We start from the raw sequence: 16,826 nt of genomic DNA, 5'->3' as shown, positions 1-16,826 counted from the left end.
TGATCCCGCTAGCATCCTTTGCTGGGATCGCTCAGAGCCAGGCGCCGAGCCAGCGCCAGCATCGGGGTCTGCAGTGGTGGTTCCAGCGCCGAGACGGAGGATAGCGTGCCATCCTCAGTGCGAATCGCGCGCGTGGACATCCGCCGCTACCGGCTACCGACGAGCGATTTTACCCACCGACAGGCGCTGCATCGCGAGCTGACGCTGATCATTCGTCGGCATCTGCCGGGGGTCACTGCCTCGCTGCTGGCCTTGCCGATCCTCTCCGAAGACGGCGTGAGTGTCGATTGGCACAGCGACCTTGCCGGCGAGGCGCGGCCGCTGGCCTCGCTGCCGGCGGCTCAGCGCAAGCTGGTTCAGGATAAGCTGCAAGATCGCCTCACATCGTTAAAGCGCCTGGCCATCGAGCTGCCGCGTCGGGTGCGCGGCTCCGAGGAACTGGCGGCCGAGTTGCGTGTGGCAACCCATTACCCCGGCGACGAACAGCTGTACCTGGTCGGTAACGAGCCGGTGATCACGTTTTGGGGCTTCGTGCGCAGCGGCGGGCGCGGGCGGCTTGCCACGCCTGACGCCGCGATCCAACGGCAGCGACGGCGGAGTCGCTGGCTAGGGCTTGGCGGCGCAGCGCTGGTGCTGAGCGCAGTGGTGGTTGCCGTCGGGTATTGGCTGACCAGCGCGGGCGATCAGGCGCTGCGCGTTAAGATCGCCGAAGCGCTCGCCAAGGGCTGCGCGGATACCGATCAACTTGTGCTGCTGGCGCGGCGCGCAGAACAGCGTGATCCGGATGGCCAGCGGTTTGGCGATCTGTATTCCCGACTTCAGGCGGAGCAGGCGTTTTGTGCCGAGGCGCAAACCGTTGCCGATGCGACCAAGGCGGCCGGCTGGAACTGCGATGAGCTGGCGAGCTTGGCCGACCGACTCGAGACCCTTGAGACCGACCGTGCTCCCCTAGATCAGCTGGTGGCCGAGGTCGCGGAGCGGCGGGAGGTCTGCGCAACGGCGCAACGGCTTGGCCGCGAACTAGACCAGCGGTTGGGTGATTGCGCGGCGGTTGCCGCACTTGTGGCGTCTATTGAGGCTGAGGCTTTCGCGCGCACAACGGCGTTTAGCAAGACGGCCGAGTCGCCCAAGTCTCCTGCACCTGCACCGGCAACCGCTGATGCTTCTCCTGCTACTGAAGCGACTGGGACCGGTCCAGCCGACAGCGAGCTGCGCGAATGGCCCGAGCCGTTGGCGCAGGTGCGCGAGCGGATCACGGCTGAGCTCGAGCGCTGCGACCAAGCCGCGCGTCTGGAGCAGGCATTGGATCAGGCAATGGTCGATGACGACACCCGATGCGATCTCCTGCTGCGCCTGGATGGACAACTTGGCAAGCTGGATCTGTCGCGAGCCCCGTTGCAGCCTGTGCGCGAACGTCTGGATGCGGAGCTCGCGCTCTGCGCGCGCGCCGAAGCCTTCTCGCGCGATCTGATCGATGCTCAGATGGATTGCCAGCGCATCAAGACCTTGGATCAGCGCATGCGAGGCGAGGAGATGCGCCGCCCGCCGCTTCAAATCGTGCGTGAGCGTTTGGATGAGGCCGTCGAGGCCTGCCGCGCGCTCGACGCCTCCAAGCAGGCGCGAATTGAGACCGCAGGTGATGACCCACTGCTCAAGCGCGATCGAATCGCGTGCAGACGACAGCACAGGCAATCGATTAGACGATCAATCACCCATCAGACGATCGAGCACTGGGATCAGCGGCAGCGGTCCTGGCCACCAATGGTGTCTAACGGTCGACTCAAGTCATAGGAGTTATTGCGATGCCTGGACCCTTGCTCAAATCAGCGACCTTGAAGACCTACCATCCGGTTGGTGCGGTTGGCCATCCCGTCTATCTTGCCGCCGCGCAACTGCGCGCCGCCATTGGGCGGCGGCTCGGTGCCGATGTCGCCGATGTGTTTGCCATCCCACAGCGCAATGAAGATGGCGATAGCATCGATTGGTATGCGCCAAATCCGGGCACTGTCGTGCCCTGGAGTGCGGCGACCGAGGCCGAGCGTGTGACGGCTCAATCGTGTCTGCTGGAGGTGCGCGAGCGTATCGAAGACTTGGGCCGCAGCATGGAGGCGGAGGCCTCCGCGGAGCGGCAGGTGTTCGGACGCCTGCTCGCGCAGGTGATGCAGTTTCCTGACGAGCAGGATGTGCATCTGGTCAACGGCCAGCCGGTCCTGACCTTCTGGGGCTTCGTTAGGGATCGGGCCGAGGTCGGCTCCGATCCGCTGCGCGATCTGAGCTTGCATGTTGCCCCGCAGGCGGGCAAGCGCGTGGGCGCGGGTGCTGGGGCGGCGGGAGATCCAGCGGATAAGCAGCCGCCGGCCAACGGCCGTCCTTGGTGGCTTTGGCTGCTGCTGGCGCTGTTGTTGCTGTTGCTGCTCGCATTGCTGCTGTGGGGGCTGCGCGGCTGTGTGCCCATGCTTGATCCAACTGGCGAACCGACGCCAAACAGCGAGTCGATGCCGAACAGCGAGCCGATGCCGGGTAGCGATTCATTGGAAGTTGACCAGTCCGAGGGTCTGAACCTGTTTGGTCAGGCTCGGCGGATCGAGGATGTGGCCAAGCTGTCCGAGATGGATACGATCACCACGCGGCGAGATGCGCGTGTTGATGGTGATGATATAGGCCCCAGCATCCGCGAGCGGGTCGAGCGTACCTTTTCGGGTGGCGGCGTATCCTCTGTGCGCGACGCTACAACAGCGTCTAGCACCACCGAGACGCTGGCCGCTGAGACCATGATCGACAATGCTGGCGTTGACGCCGATGTGCTTGCCGATCGAGTGAGCGTAGAGGACGATCGCAGCGACAAGACCCTAGCCATTGAAGGTCTTGAAGACAGCGGTCCGATGACACTGGGCGGCGAAGCCGATCTGCCGCTAGCGGATGCGGCTGAGGCGCTCGCGACCGATACGCAAGGACAAGATCCAGGCGATGCGCTGGTTGCTGACGAGGTGCTCAGCGATGTCGCTGCGGCCGATCCGCTGGCTGCTGATGAACAGGCGGATGGCGCAGCCGCCGAAGGACTGTCTGGCCCAGCATCGGAGCCGAATAAGGTTGAGGGCGATGGTGCTGGTGAGGGCGAGAGCGACGGCGCGGGCGAAGGTGAAGGTGGCACCAGTGCTAGCGACACGGGGGATGAGGCGTCCGCCGCTGATCAAGCCGTCGCGCTGACCGATGCATCTGCACCAGCAGCGGATGGCCAGGCGCCCACTGGGGCCGATGCAGCAAGCGCGGCAGCGGATGCGGCGGCTGCGCCATCCACCGATTCGTCAGCCTCTGAGGACGCTAGCTCCGCATCGACCCTAGCGAGCGGCTCAGATGCCAGCGCCGCTGCCGCTGACGCCCGAGCGGCATCCGCAGGCACAGGCACATCAACGCCCACTGGCGCGGTGCGTATCCCACCGCGAGAACTGCTGAACAGCAGCTGGCGGACCACGCGCACCTTACAAGACCCGAAAGATGGCAGCCCGGTGCGGCTGGACTATCGATTGCAGGACGGCAGCGGCAAGGTCAGACTGACGCGTCAGGATGGCAGCCTCTGTCAGAGTGATGCCCAGGCAACTGTTCGCGATGGTCGCCTGGTGGTCGATAGTCAGCAGGACATCGTCTGTGCCGATGGCACCAATTTCGGCCGGCCACAACTGGACTGCACCCCGCAGGTGGGTGGCCGGGCTCGCTGTGTTGGTCGTTACGCAGATGGCTCAAGCGTGCCGATCGAGATGCGAAGACAGTCTGATTAGTCTCGACGAGCTACCCCATAAGACGACGCCGGAACCAACGCCATGCTGGCCAAGCCCATCGACCTCGAGCACAAGTTGACGCTGATCGCCGATAGCGGCATCCAATTCATGGATTTCGGCCTCAATGTCGCCTTGCGTAAGGAGCCCGCTGGCGAGTTCATTCGCCAGCCGAGCAATCAGTCGCTCGGGCGGTTGCTGTATGACGAGCGCAACGACATCCTCTACTGGCCAGATCGCCCCGGCACGGCGCTGAAGTCCGAGCTGAGCCTGCCGGTGGATGAGTCGGCGCAGCTGCTCGATGGCCTGTGGCTGCCGCTGCCGCTGTTGCGGATCAACCCGCCCCGACGCTTTGCGCCGGGCCCGGAGACCTGGGCGCGGGCGCGCCTGGTGGCCTTGTCCGAGGAGGAGACGGCGGATACCGGACACAGTCACCGGCTGACCATCGCGGTCGATACGCGGGTCTTCGCCGATGACGATGAGATCAAGTATCTGGCGCCAACCCGGGCCGATGTTGCTTCTGGCGTCTCCTATGCCTTTGCCCATCAGGCCGATGAGATCGGCTGGTTCCCTGAGCTGCCCTGGGTCGCGGGTTGGATCGACGAGGTCTTCAAGGAGCGCGCCGCGACGGTACTGCGCCTACCGCCCGAGGATGTTGAGCTGGAGCGTGTGCGGCTCGCGCATCAGGCCCATTATCTGAACCTGCTCGCCCTCATCGGGCACCATGTGCGGGTGCCGGAGATCAAGTTGCTCGGCAATCGCCGCGATGAGATCAATCGGCCGGTACCGGTCGACATGGTGCTCGATGTCGGCAATTCGCGCACCTGCGGCATCCTGATCGAACAGCATGTGAAAGAGGGCGATGCCCTCGGCCGGCGCTTTGAGCTGGCCCTGCGCGATCTGAGCCAGCCGCATCGCGTCTACCACGAGCCCTTCGAGAGTCGGGTTGAGCTGGCTCAGGCCGGGTTTGGCAAGGATCACTGGGCGCACAAGAGCGGCCGCGCCGACGGCTTTCTTTGGCCGACCATCGCACGCATCGGCCCGGAGGCGGGGCGACTTGCGGGACGCCGGCGCGGTACCGAGGGTGCCACCGGCCTGTCGAGCCCGAAACGCTACCTCTGGGACGAAGATCGCTTCGAGACCGGCTGGCGCTTCAATAGCGCCTATGTGCGTACCGAGATTGAGCCAATGGCAACCGCCGCACCGCTCTGCAATCTGATCAACGAGCTCGGCACACCGCTCTATGAGCTTCCCGAGTCGGAGCGGATGCCGGTGTTCGTGCCGTATTATTCACGCAGCGCGATGATGCTGTTCATGCTCGCCGAGGTGCTTACCCAGGCACTTTGCCAGATCAACAGTCCCGCGCAGCGGCTGCGGATGCCGAATACCGACCTGCCGCGCCACCTGCGCACGCTGATTCTGACCGTCCCGCCGTCGATGCCGAAGCAGGAGCGCGAGCTCTTCGCCGAGCGTATGCGCCAGGCCCTCGGCGTGGTCTGGAAGGGCTTCGGTTGGCATCCGCAGGACGAGACGCTGGACGGGGAGGGCGCCGAGCGCGCTTGGCCGCCCTTCCCAGCGGTCGAGGTGCGCTGGGATGAGGCGACCTGCTGTCAGGCGGTCTATCTTTATAGCGAGGTCCAAAATACCTTCGCCGGCCGCCCGGAAGAGCTCTTTCGCCATGCCCGCGCTGCGCGTCGCCGCGATAACGAAGACAAGCTCAGCATCGCCACCGTCGATATCGGCGGTGGTACCACGGATCTGGTCATCAACGACTACCGGCTCGAGGTCGCGCAGAGCGGGGGCACTCGGACTATCGTGCCGGAGCAACGTTTTCGGGATGGCTTCAAGGTGGCCGGCGATGACATCGTGCTGGAGATGATCAATCGCAGCATCGTGCCGGGGCTCAAGCGCGCCCTGGCCGACGTCGGTGTCGCTGATCCAGACGCGCTGCTGTCGCGGCTCATCGGCACCGATCCGCTGGACGTGCAGGAGAGCGTGCAGCGCCAACAATTGGCCTTGCAGGTGCTCTATCCGGCTGGCCTCTCGGTGCAGCGTGCCTATGAGACCTACGATCCGCTGGCCGCGAGCGAGGGACAGCAGAAAACGCTCGCCGAGCTGGTTGCCGAGAGCAGTGTCAATGTGCCGACCCCGAAGCTGTTGGGCTGGGTGTCCGAGGGCGTCAAGGAGGCCACCGACGGCGCCGTCTCGCTGTTCGATCTGCTCGCTGTGCCGGTGCCACTCGATCTGGCGCGGCTGCATCGGATGTTTCTCGATGACCAGCTTGAGCTGGTGCGCGCGGTGAAGTCGCTATGCGAGATCGTGCATCTCTACGATTGCGATGTGCTGCTGCTCACCGGCCGCCCCTCGCGCCTGCCGGGTGTGCAGCAATTGTTTCGCACCCTGCTCGCGCTGCCGCCGGATCGCATCCTGCCGATGCAGGACTATCGCACCGGCGCCTGGTATCCGTTCAATCGCCGTGGGCGCATCAAAGACCCGAAAACAACCGCGGCGGTGGGCGCCATGCTGTGCCTGCTCGGCCAAGGGCGCCTGCCGAACTTCTTCTTCCGCGCGAATGCGTTTCGCGCCTACAGCACGGTGCGCTATCTGGGGCCAGTCGATCTCAACATGATGATCAAGAACGCGGATCGCTTCTTTAGCGAGGTTGATCTCGATGATCCGGATTATCAGCTGCCGGATACCCCGATCGAGATGAACGGCATCATGCACATCGGCTATCGCCAGCTCGCCGCGCAGCGTTGGCCCGCCGCGCCGCTTTATGTGCTCGATTTCGCCGATGAGCGCGCGCGCGCAGCAGTCTACAACGATGGCGCTACCTTGAAGATACGCCTAGAGCGGATGCACGGCGCCAAGTCCGAGCGGTTTCGGATCGCCGGGGTCGAGGTCGAAGGCGGCCGAGCGGTATCGCGCAACAGCATCGCGCTGAAGTTGAATACCCTGTCGCGGATCGGCTTCGACCAGGATAGCTACTGGCTCGACAGCGGCAGCGTGCTGCCCTGAGCCGATGGTCTGTCCGCGGCATAGGTGCGCAACGCGAGTAACGGAGTGACGACCATGACCGAGCCTCAAGTATTGATCCAGCGCTGTGACGACCTTCATGCCGGCTGTGGCGAGGCGATCGATTGGGTCGAGCGCGTGCGCGCCGATTCACCGCGCTTGGAGCGCGAGTCGGACAGCCTGATCGACAAGTTGCGGCGCTCACGCAACCTCGCGCGGCGGCTTGGTCGGGCGGCATCGCGGCCGGTGTCGGTGGGCTTTTTCGGGCTATCGCAGGCCGGCAAGTCTTACCTGATCTCGGCGCTTGCCGCCGGCGAGGACGCTGAGCTGGAAACCGATCTGCATGGGCGGCGGCTGAACTTTATCGCCCATGTCAATCCGCCCGGTGGCGGCAAGGAAGCAACCGGCCTGGTGACCCGCTTTACGCGCCGCCCAAGCGCCGCGCCGCCGGACTTCCCATTAGAGCTGGCCCTGCTGACCGAAGCCGATCTGGCCAAGGTGCTCGGCAACGCGTTCTTCCATGACTTCGACCGCGAGAAGGTCGACTGGGATCACAGTCCGGCCCACATCCGCGCGCATGTGAATGCCTTAGCGCCGCGCCGGCAGGCCCATATGGTGCCAGGCTTGGATGCCGACGGCGTGGTCGAGCTTCTGGAGTATTTCGAGCAGCGCTTCCCGAAGACCACCGAGCAGCTGAAGGCGGACTATTGGCCTTCGGCGGTTGAGCTTGCGCCCCTGCTTGAGCCGGCCGACCGCGCCGTGCTGCTGTCGGTGCTCTGGGGTGAGATCCCGGAGCTGACGGAGACCTATCTGCTGCTGCGTGGTGCGCTGGCGACGATCGGCCACGCAACTGAGCTGTACTGTCCGCTCGAGGCACTGGTGCGCGAGGGGGCGAATGGTGCGCTGAGTCAGGCCGACAGCATTATGAATGTCGACATTCTCGAGCGGCTCGGGCGCGACCAGACCGATCTCATCCAGGTGTTGCCAAAGCAGACTGATGCGGCGGCCTCGCGTGCCGCGCCGGTCGGGCTGCCACGCTCGCTGCTGGCAGCGCTGACCGCGGAACTGCGCTTCGTGCTCGCCGAGCCGCCGCGCGCTAGGCTGCTCGAGCAGGTGGACGTGTTGGATTTCCCCGGCTATCGCGGCCGCCTCGCGGTGGCCGGTATCGGTGAAGTGCGCAATCAGCTCAAGGACGACCAAGTCGATCCGGTGGCGCAGCTGATGCTGCGCGGCAAGGTCGCCTATCTGTTCGAGCGCTATACCGATGATCAGGAGATGAACCTGTTAGTGCTCTGCGCGCCCTCGCACAAGCAAAGCGATGTCAAGGATTTGGGCCCCGTGCTGGAGACCTGGGTGCACTCCACCCAAGGCGCCACACCCCAGGATCGGGCGCGTCGGCAGCCGGGTCTAATCTGGGCACTGACCATGTTCGACATGCGCCTCGCGCCGGTGCCCGGCCAGACCGAGGACCTGATGCGCAAAGGCTGGGAAGGCATGATGAAGTTGGCCCTGCTGGAACGCTTCGCGACCTATCAATGGCTGCAAGAATGGGCGCCCGGCAAGGCGTTCGACAACCTGTTCCTGGTGCGCAAGCCCTGTATGGCGGCGGCGGTGATCGAGACCGACGATGCTGGCGAGCATCGGGTTATGCCCGGGCAAGCCGAGCGTGTGGCCAAGCTGCGTGCCACTTTCTGCGCCGAGCCGACGGTGCAAAAGCACCTCGCTGATCCTGCCGCGGCCTGGGATGCGATGATGACGCTGAATGACGGTGGCATCGCCTGTTTGGCGGACTACCTGGCCGCTGTGGCCTCCCCGAAGGCGAAGCTGGCGCGCATCAGCGAGCAGGCCGGGGCACTCGTTGAAGACCTGGTTCGGCACCGATTTGCGAGCTATTACCGACAAGAAGGCGCCGCCGAGGTCGAGACGAAGCAGCGATTGGTCGAGCGGGTACTCGCTGCACTGAAGCCGCGCGCCGGACGCTTTGCGGATCTACTGGCGATGTTGCAGCCGCCACGCGATGGGCTGCGGGCGCTGTACCTGCGCGCTGACGATCTGGATGCCGGGGCGCCTCTCGCTCATGAAGCGGCATCTGATGCAGCGGCGACTCGGTCGGCGAGCGACCCAGCGAGACCGGCACCACTGCCGGCGGATGATCTCGGCGGCCTGATCGACCTGGATGCCATGCTCAGCGCCGTGCCCTCCAGTCCTAGTGCCAGTGCCGCGCAGGCGCCAACCGCAGCAGCCACCACCGTGCCAACCACGACCAGTGGTGGGCGTTTTGTTGCCGCGTTGATGCGCTTTTGGACCGGGCAATTGAAGGGGCTGTCAGATGATCCCGCGAAGATGGCGTTTTTGGGCATTGAGCGGGATGCCCTCGACGACCTGATCAGCGAGCTGATCACCGCAGCCGATCGTCTCGGCTTGGAGGGCGATCTACTTTCGCTGGTTGATGAAGGAGAAGGCCAGGCCGCGGCGAAGCGCGCTGGGCTGGCCGAGCGACAGGTGCATCTGGTGCACCACCGCATCGCCCGCTTTGTCGACTATCTGGGCTGCGATGAGCTTGCTCTCGAGGCCCGCCCGCGCGCGCTGCTGGATGCCACGAAGGGTCTCTTCGAGCCACCTCCTGCGATCCCATCCGGGGCGATGCCGCTATTGAGCGAGGCGCCGGTCAATTATGCTGGCGCCTTCATCCTCGACTGGTTCGAGGCGTTTCGTGCCCTTGCGGTCGGCAATGCCGGTCACGCCACGGGCCAGGAGATCTCGGCGGAGCAGAACGCACGCCTAGGTGCGATCCTAGCGCGCATCGACGGCACCAAGACGCTGGGCGGGGCCAATTCCTGATCGATATCTGATCGAGATCGCTTGTCCAAGGGAGGGTTGTCCGCATGCCGCTGAAGCTGCTATTAGAGCCAACTGGACCAGGGCGCGGCCTGTTATCTGTGCAGGGTCTGGCGGCTGCGCCGGAATCGGTTACGCTCGCCATTCAACGCAATGATGGGCGTTATCTCGGGCAGCATGGACATTGGCAGCCCGAGCCCTTTTGGCACCCGCAATTCAGCGTCGATATGGACGCCCGCGGACTCCGCATCGGCCTCGGCTCAGCGCTAATGGACGGTATTATTGCGATGCAGGGGGCGCCGCTCATGGTGGCGCTGCGCCTCGATGGACGCGAGGATCGCGGCGTGGTGCGGGTGCGCGGCAGCTTGATCGGCTCCAATGCGGCAGCGCCCGAGTCACTGGCCCCGCCAGCCTTCGCAACAGGAGACGCTGAGGCCCCGTGTGCTGACAAGCGCGCTGAGTTACACCAGCAGCCAGACCAGCGTTCAAATCAGCGTCCAGGTCAGGAGACAGATCTTGAGCCAGATCTGGGGGCAGAACCGCAGGCCCCCTCATCCGCCGGCTCTGCAGTGCGTTGGCCGTTGTTGCTTGGTGTTGTGCTACTTCTGCTGCTCGCGACGGCCGGCGCCTTCTGGTTCTTCCAGCTACCGCAGCGCTGGCTTGTCAGCGATGAGCCGGCAACGGCATCGACACCGGCGTCTGAATCTGAATCTGACTCTGAGTCGACCGAGCCAGCGACAACCTTCTCGCCTTCGCCGGAATCGGCGTTGACTGGAGTACGCTTCGTTGTCGACTATCTGGACGGCGACCCGTCGGCGCAAGCCATGTTTGCGGAGGCCGAGGCGCGCTCCGCGGCTGGCGACTGCGATGCCGCGCTGCTCTTGTACGCAAAGGCAGCGGAGGCCGATGCAGCCTTAGGGTTGCCTGTCGCGCGGCTGTTCGACCCGCCAACCTATGTTGGGGGTGGCTGTATCGATGCCGCTAACGAGGCGACCGCGCTCGAGTACTACCGCAGTGCTGCCGAGACGGGGTCGCTTGAGGCCATGCGCCGGGCCGGCGAGATCATGATGGCGCGTGCGGCATCGGGTCCGCTCCACGAGGAAGGCGTCGACTGGCTGCGGCGTGCGAACGCTGTCGATACAAGTCAAGAACCCGTTCAAGAATAGAGCAGACCACGGACGCGCCAAGAAACAAGCCTGTTTCTCGCTGAGCTAGAGAAATTTGGCGGTTAGCGAACCAGGTGCATTGCGTTGCGTCTCGCGTTGCTCAGACCAACTGGTCATTACCGAAGACGACCAATTCATACAGAGGGTTGTGTCCACAACACCGCCCAGCGGCGGGCATCTGACCCGCCTCCTATCCGCCGCGCTATCTGCAGGCCCTCGCGATGGAGGCGGTCAGCGTGGCGGCAGGGGGGAGCGGAGCGTTACGGCGGGTTTACACGGGCCAGCCACTGCTGTTGAGTCTGGTTAGCCTCGTCTTGGTCTCGTGTTGCGCAGCGCGATGTCCACTCGGCGGCGATTTCTTCAACGTGTTTCTCGCGCATGGGGTGACAAAAGCGGATATGTCGAACAGGCTCGTGCTGGACTGCTGGTAGACTATCTCGCGAACAGTAAGCTGATCGGCATTGAGATCACTCGACTATCGGGGGCTATTTGTGGGGTGCCAAGCCGCTAAGAATGGAATCATTAGTTTAAAAAACAGTAGGTTAAGATTCAAATGCTACTGATGATCGATAACTACGATTCCTTCACCTACAACCTGGTGCAATACCTGGGCGAGCTTGGGGTCGAGGTGCGGGTGGTTCGCAATGATGAGCTGTCGGTGGCCGACGCCTTGGCTCTACGGCCGGATCAGATCGTGATCTCACCGGGGCCCTGTACCCCGAACGAGGCGGGCATCTCGGTGGATCTGATCCGGGCTGCGGCGGGCAAGGTGCCGCTGCTCGGTGTCTGCTTAGGCCATCAGTCGATTGGCCAGGCCTTCGGCGGCAAGGTGGTCAAGGCGCACGCGGTGATGCACGGCAAGACCTCGCCGATCCATCATGAGCGCCTTGGTGTATTCCGCGGGTTGACGCAGCCGTTCGAGGCCACGCGCTACCATTCGCTGGTGGTCGAGGAGGCGTCTTTGCCGGCCGAGCTCGAGGTGACGGCCTGGACCGAGACGGCTGAGGGCACGCGTGATGAAGTGATGGGCATGCGGCATCGCGAATTGCCCATCGAAGGTGTGCAGTTTCATCCAGAGTCGATTCTGACTCGGCATGGGCATGACCTGCTGCGCAACTTTCTCGGTTGCTGAACCCGCGCTAGTCGAGGCTCACTGACTCAGAGTCAGGAAGGGCACCAGCACCAGATAGAGCACTGCGGCCGCGCCGGCAAGGTAGAACAGGGTGCGCAGTGGCTGGCGGATCGCGCGCTGCAGCGTGGTCTCGGCTTGGCCCGCGCGGCACAGGGCTTGGTATTCGGCCGCGAGGCGGGCTGAGCGCTCTTCCTGATAGCGATCGATCAGGGCGCGGGCGGCTGCCTGCTCGGTGCTATCCAGCAGCCAAAGCCCGGCGATGCCAAGGCCGAGAAACCCGCCGCTGGTCTCATGGTAGGCAAAACCCTGCTCATCGAGCAGTCGCCGCACATCGGCAGCTTCGTCCTCGTCGACGCCGTTGAGCCGGAAGATCAGTACAGACATTGTAGCGGATCTCGCCAGGTCGTCAGGCTCAGCACAAGGGTCGTGACGGGCTTAGGCGATCTGGAGGGTCATTCTGATAGGACACTCTTAGTGCTGGGGCGGGCTGAGATTGGACTGCTCCGTGCGCAATCGAATCAGTGCCAGCCGGTTTAGGGCTTGGCTCAGATCGATGCCTTGCTCGTCCAGCTCTGCCAGTCGCGTCTCGCTACGCTCGAGCAGCTGAGCGAGCTCAGCGCCGTCAAACAGCTCGCAGACGGCCTCGATTTCATCCGTCGTGGCTGAGAGCAGGGTTGCAGCCAGCTCCTGTGGGTCGATGCAGCTGTCGGGGTGAAGGAGGTCGGCGACAAGCGGCTGCTCGAGTAAGCGAAAATGGATGGCGCGTGCGGTCTCTTCGTCACTCAGCTCTTGCTGTGCGATGGGGTCAGACCCGGCATGGCGCCACAGCGTCTTCATGACCAGATCGATCAGACGCTTGAGCGCCGCGCGCTCCTCGCGGTGATCCTCGGGTAGGGCACAGCTTTGCTCATAATGGGCCTCGAGTGCCTCTTTGAGACTCAGCACGGTATCACTGCCCGCATCAGCGGGGAGATCGACCGCGCGCTGGATCAGTGCTCGGAAGTGCTCGCGGAAGGCCAGCATGTCCTCATGGTCGGCCTTCTGGGCGGCGAGCAGCTCCTCAGGCAGCACCTCTTGCGGCGGCCAGGCGAACAGAGGGTTCCCGTGCCGACGTCGCAACTGGCGCTCGCGGCGCCCTGGCTTGTGGGTGAAGGGCAGTTCATCCATCGGACGCTACCGGCCTTCGACCAGGGCCTCATAGAGGGCCGAATAATCGAGATCACCAAGGCCGTGCTCAACGGCGCGCTCAAAAACGCCCTCGAGTGCTGCGAGCGACGCGGTATCCATGGTCGACTGCTCGGCGACGTGCCGGAATAGACCGATATCCTTGCGCAGGTGTTTGAGCGGGAAGTTGGCCTGACCGTATTCGTGGCTCAGGTACTTGTCGAGCTTCTTGTCGAAGGTCGGCGCGTAGAGTGCACTTTGACGCAGTAGTCCCATGAATTGCTCGACATCGATGCCCTCATCGCGCACCAGCCCCAGACTGTAGGCAAAGGTTGCGGTCAGGCCACCGATGAGCTGATTCATCGCCAGCTTGAGCGCGGCGCCTTGGCCAACCTCGCCGATGCGTTGTGGCTGCTCGGACAGCGCCTCGAAGATCGGCAGACAGCGTTCGTAGAGGCCGAGCTCGCCCCCAGCCATGACGATGAGCCGGCCGCTGCGTGCCTCGGGCAGGCTGCCAAGGACAGGGGCTTCCAGGTACTGGCCGCCGGCGCGCTCGACATCGCGACCCAGTGCCCGGCTCTCGCTCGGCGCGATGGTGCCCATCTGGATCAGGAGGTGATCGGCCAGCGCTGGCTGCTCGGAGCCATCTGTCGGCCAGAGCACGGCGCGGATGGCTGCGGCATCGCTGAGCAAGAGCAGCGCGGCGTCGCTGCCAGCGAACGCCTCGCCGACTGTCGCGCAAGGCTGGATGCCGATCGTCGCCAGTGCGTTGGCCTTGTCCGGCGAGCGATTCCAGGCGCTGACCGCGAAGCGGCGATCTTGCAACCGGATTGCGATCTCGCGTCCGAGCAGTCCGGTGCCGATGACGGCGAGCTTCATAAGCATCCCCTTGTTTGAACGATGGGTTGGCAGTGTTGATCTTGAGCTGTTGATCGGATCGCTAGGACTGCTGCCGAGTCCGTGATGCAGATGCGGGAAGCCTTCCCAGGTATCAACCGCCGCGCAACAGGGCGATCACAGGCGCCGTTCGAGGTCGTATGCCGCGCCACAGCCAGAACGATTCCGCGGCCTGCTCGACCAGCATGCCGAGTCCATCGAGTACGCGCGAGGCACCCCGAGCCTGGCCCCAGCGGCAGAAGGGGGTCAGCTCGTCGGCATACATCAGGTCGTAGACCCAACCGCCTTCGTCCAAACAACCGTCCGGGATCGCGGGCACTTGATCATTGAGTCCGGTCGAGGTGGCGTTGATGATGAGATCGAAGCGCTGTCCGGCGAGGCCGTCGAGGCCGCTGCCTCTGACTCGCGTCGATGGCGACTGAATCGCAGACTGGCCTTGAGCTGTGCCTGCCTCAGGATTGCTCTCGGGGCTTCGCCATGAGCCGGCTTGCTCAGCCAGCGCTTCGGCCTTGCTCGCCGTCCGGTTGGCGATCAGCAGCTCGGCCGGGCTGGCCTGAAGCAGTGGACGCACGACGCCGCAGGCTGCACCACCGGCACCGAGCAGCAGCACACGCTTGCCGGTCAGCGCAAACCCATGGTTCTGTATCAGATCGCGCAGCAGGCCGACACCGTCGGTGTTGTCGCCGCGCAGCAAGCCACCATCGCGCACGATTAGGGTATTCACCGCGCCGGCCGCGCGCGCCTGCTCGCTCAGATCATCGAGCAGCTCAAAGGCGGCGGTCTTGAAGGGCACCGTGACGTTGAGGCCCCGGCCACCCTCGGCGACGAAATGGCGCACATCACCGGCGAAGTCGTTCGGATCACCGAGGATGCGACCGTATTCGATCGGCTCGCCGGTCTGCGCGGCAAAGGCAGCATGGATGGCCGGCGATTTGCTGTGCGCGATCGGGTTGCCGATGACTGCGTAACGATCTGTCATCGGCAACGATCCCGGTTTGCAATGATCGGACTGTAACGCCTCGCGATGACGGCACGAGCCTGCGCCGTTCCTGGGACCGCCGGTGCCCCGGCGGATCGCCGGCTCGCTCGCCGCTGGCAGTGGACGCAGGGGCTGTTCAGGCACCCATCCATTGCGCGGCCTGCTTGGCGTAGTAGGTCAAGATGCCATCGCCACCCGCGCGCTTGACGCCGACAAGCGCCTCGAGCACAACGTCGGACTCCTCCAGCCAGCCATTCTGGCTCGCCGCCTTCAGCATCGCGTACTCGCCGCTGACGTGATAGACGAAGGTCGGTGCGCCAAAGCGGTCCTTGACCCGACGGACGATATCCAGATACGGCATGCCGGGCTTGACCATCACCATATCGGCGCCCTCGGCCAGGTCGAGGCCAACCTCGTGCAGGGCCTCATCGGAGTTGGCTGGGTCCATCTGATAGGTGTACTTGTTGCCGCCGCCAAGATTGGCCGCCGAGCCCACCGCATCCCGGAACGGACCGTAGAAGCTCGACGCGTACTTGGCCGAGTAGGCCATGATGCGCGTATTGATATGGCCGGCGGATTCGAGCGCCTCGCGCACGGCCCCGATACGCCCGTCCATCATGTCTGAGGGGGCGACGATATCGGCACCCGCATCGGCATGGGAGACCGCCTGCTTGACCAAGACCTCGACGGTGGCATCGTTCATCACGTAACCGGTCTCGTCGATCAGCCCGTCCTGCCCGTGCGTGGTGAAGGGGTCCAGGGCGACATCGGTCATCACGCCCAGCCCAGGTACAGCGTCCTTGAGCGCGCGCACCGCGCGTTGCGCCAGGCCATCCGGGTTGAAGGCCTCGCGCGCGTCCTCGGACTTGGCCGACATCGGCGTCACCGGGAACAGCGCCATCGCCGGGATGCCGAGCTTGGCGATGGTCTGCGCCTCTTCGACCAGCAGGTCGATGCTCATGCGCTCGATGCCAGGCATCGACGGCACCGGCTCGCGCTCGCCCTGGCCTTCGAGCACAAAGACGGGATAGATAAAATCGTCGGGCGTCAGGGTGGTCTCGCGCATCAGTCGGCGCGAGAACGCATCGCGGCGCATCCGGCGCATGCGGGTGGTGGGGTAGGGGGCACGATTGGGATGCAGATCGGACATCGGCGGCTCTTGTCGTTGATAATGAGGGCGTTGAAATGGTGGGTGCAAGCGATTCGGGGTGCGCGTTGGCCGTTGTCAGCAGCCCGCGCATCGGCCGCTAACCATAGCGCACCCGGTCGATCGGCGGCCAGTGTCGTGGCCGAAAAGCTGTCTCTTATCAATCACCGGGCCAATGGTCTTCGTCGAGGATCTCGCTCATGCTGTAGGTGCAGTGCTCTGGGAAGGGAGACTTGAGAAAGCCGGTTTCTTCCAGTGCTGCTCGCTTCGCATTGCGATAGCTACGTGGCAAGAGTTCGGGTAAACGCCTGTGCAGGCTGGGGCTGTCTTCTAGCAGCAAGGCGAGCCGGCGGCGCTGCTCATTGATGGTCAAGCGCCAGCTGGTGCTGCGCCGCTCGGGCTGATACTCCCACTTGAGCAGGTGCGCCAGCAGGATGGCGAGGCCGTTGATCAGCTCGCGTCGCTCGCGTGCGCTCATACTCTCCAGCTCCTCGATCAGGTGTGGGACATCGAGCTGCGTCAGGCGACCCGCTCGCAGCAGGGCCGATTGCTCTTCGATCCACTGATGAAAATCGGTTTCATAAGTGCTCATTCCGGTTACCTACGATGCTCGGTGACAGCCTCATGGGTCGGCTGAGGAGTCGTTGATGCTAAGCGTGGTCGTCAATCCAAACAAGCTGTTGAGCTTAGTCGGGCTGGGCGTTGCGCTGGGTCG

The 16,826-nt window shown here is 64.3% G+C and carries 12 protein-coding genes; 6 read left to right on the top strand and 6 right to left on the bottom strand.

The annotated features are described in order from the left end of the window. The first annotated feature begins 105 nt into the window (after positions 1 to 105). The 6 genes from ACY693_RS04720 to ACY693_RS04695 all read left to right on the top strand — a co-directional run bounded on the left by ACY693_RS04720 (position 106) and on the right by ACY693_RS04695 (position 11,924). A complete protein-coding gene (locus tag ACY693_RS04720; RefSeq protein WP_462320678.1) occupies positions 106 to 1,791 on the top strand; it encodes a hypothetical protein in 1,686 nt (561 codons plus the stop codon). A gap of 11 nt (positions 1,792 to 1,802) precedes the next feature. Next, the gene (locus ACY693_RS04715) at positions 1,803 to 3,776 is read left to right on the top strand and encodes an SrfA family protein (protein WP_462320677.1); all 1,974 of its coding nucleotides are present in this window, start codon (positions 1,803 to 1,805) and stop codon (positions 3,774 to 3,776) included. Between the two features lie 42 nt (positions 3,777 to 3,818). Next, positions 3,819 to 6,791: a virulence factor SrfB gene (locus ACY693_RS04710; RefSeq protein ID WP_462320676.1), complete on the top strand. Its 2,973-nt coding sequence runs from the start codon at positions 3,819 to 3,821 to the stop codon at positions 6,789 to 6,791. 54 nt (positions 6,792 to 6,845) lie between these two features. Continuing rightward, entirely contained in the window at positions 6,846 to 9,629 is a 2,784-nt protein-coding gene (locus ACY693_RS04705; protein ID WP_462320675.1) for a putative virulence factor, read from the top strand. A gap of 44 nt (positions 9,630 to 9,673) precedes the next feature. Then, complete coding sequence (locus tag ACY693_RS04700) at positions 9,674 to 10,792, top strand: hypothetical protein (RefSeq protein ID WP_462320674.1); 1,119 nt, start codon at positions 9,674 to 9,676, stop codon at positions 10,790 to 10,792. A 553-nt stretch (positions 10,793 to 11,345) separates the two neighbouring features. Then, positions 11,346 to 11,924: an anthranilate synthase component II gene (locus ACY693_RS04695; protein ID WP_462320673.1), complete on the top strand. Its 579-nt coding sequence runs from the start codon at positions 11,346 to 11,348 to the stop codon at positions 11,922 to 11,924. A gap of 18 nt (positions 11,925 to 11,942) precedes the next feature. On the opposite strand, the gene ACY693_RS04690 is transcribed toward ACY693_RS04695, so the two are convergent. From ACY693_RS04690 to ACY693_RS04665, 6 genes are all read right to left on the bottom strand, one after another. Then, positions 11,943 to 12,308, bottom strand: a complete 366-nt coding sequence (locus ACY693_RS04690) for a DUF6164 family protein (protein WP_462320672.1) — start codon at positions 12,306 to 12,308, stop codon at positions 11,943 to 11,945. An 87-nt stretch (positions 12,309 to 12,395) separates the two neighbouring features. Next, positions 12,396 to 13,091, bottom strand: coding sequence for a hypothetical protein (locus tag ACY693_RS04685; protein ID WP_462320671.1), 696 nt, complete (start codon positions 13,089 to 13,091; stop codon positions 12,396 to 12,398). Positions 13,092 to 13,097: 6 nt separating this feature from the next. Continuing rightward, complete coding sequence (locus ACY693_RS04680) at positions 13,098 to 13,967, bottom strand: NAD(P)-dependent oxidoreductase (RefSeq protein ID WP_462320670.1); 870 nt, start codon at positions 13,965 to 13,967, stop codon at positions 13,098 to 13,100. Between the two features lie 112 nt (positions 13,968 to 14,079). Then, positions 14,080 to 14,964 (bottom strand): shikimate dehydrogenase, encoded by an 885-nt coding sequence (aroE, locus tag ACY693_RS04675; RefSeq protein ID WP_462320669.1) that lies wholly within the window; start codon positions 14,962 to 14,964, stop codon positions 14,080 to 14,082. Between the two features lie 136 nt (positions 14,965 to 15,100). Next, on the bottom strand, positions 15,101 to 16,114 hold the full coding sequence (hemB, locus tag ACY693_RS04670; protein WP_462320668.1) for a porphobilinogen synthase: 1,014 nt from the start codon (positions 16,112 to 16,114) through the stop codon (positions 15,101 to 15,103). Positions 16,115 to 16,271: 157 nt separating this feature from the next. Then, positions 16,272 to 16,703, bottom strand: a complete 432-nt coding sequence (locus ACY693_RS04665; protein WP_462320667.1) for a DUF29 domain-containing protein — start codon at positions 16,701 to 16,703, stop codon at positions 16,272 to 16,274. Positions 16,704 to 16,826: the final 123 nt, after the last annotated feature.

Source organism: Halochromatium sp. (assembly GCF_054919635.1).
Note: the sequence above shows the minus strand (reverse complement) of the source record. Positions and strands in the feature narration are given on the sequence as shown.

Excerpts from the sequence above, each read along its gene's own strand:
- ACY693_RS04665 (WP_462320667.1), bottom strand. The coding sequence starts at position 16,703 with ATGAGCACTTATGAAACCGATTTTCATCAGTGGATCGAAGAGCAATCG.
- ACY693_RS04700 (WP_462320674.1), top strand. The coding sequence starts at position 9,674 with ATGCCGCTGAAGCTGCTATTAGAGCCAACTGGACCAGGGCGCGGCCTG.
- ACY693_RS04705 (WP_462320675.1), top strand. The coding sequence starts at position 6,846 with ATGACCGAGCCTCAAGTATTGATCCAGCGCTGTGACGACCTTCATGCC.
- hemB (WP_462320668.1), bottom strand. The coding sequence starts at position 16,114 with ATGTCCGATCTGCATCCCAATCGTGCCCCCTACCCCACCACCCGCATG.
- ACY693_RS04690 (WP_462320672.1), bottom strand. The coding sequence starts at position 12,308 with ATGTCTGTACTGATCTTCCGGCTCAACGGCGTCGACGAGGACGAAGCT.
- aroE (WP_462320669.1), bottom strand. The coding sequence starts at position 14,964 with ATGACAGATCGTTACGCAGTCATCGGCAACCCGATCGCGCACAGCAAA.
- ACY693_RS04695 (WP_462320673.1), top strand. The coding sequence starts at position 11,346 with ATGCTACTGATGATCGATAACTACGATTCCTTCACCTACAACCTGGTG.
- ACY693_RS04710 (WP_462320676.1), top strand. The coding sequence starts at position 3,819 with ATGCTGGCCAAGCCCATCGACCTCGAGCACAAGTTGACGCTGATCGCC.
- ACY693_RS04715 (WP_462320677.1), top strand. The coding sequence starts at position 1,803 with ATGCCTGGACCCTTGCTCAAATCAGCGACCTTGAAGACCTACCATCCG.
- ACY693_RS04685 (WP_462320671.1), bottom strand. The coding sequence starts at position 13,091 with ATGGATGAACTGCCCTTCACCCACAAGCCAGGGCGCCGCGAGCGCCAG.
- ACY693_RS04680 (WP_462320670.1), bottom strand. The coding sequence starts at position 13,967 with ATGAAGCTCGCCGTCATCGGCACCGGACTGCTCGGACGCGAGATCGCA.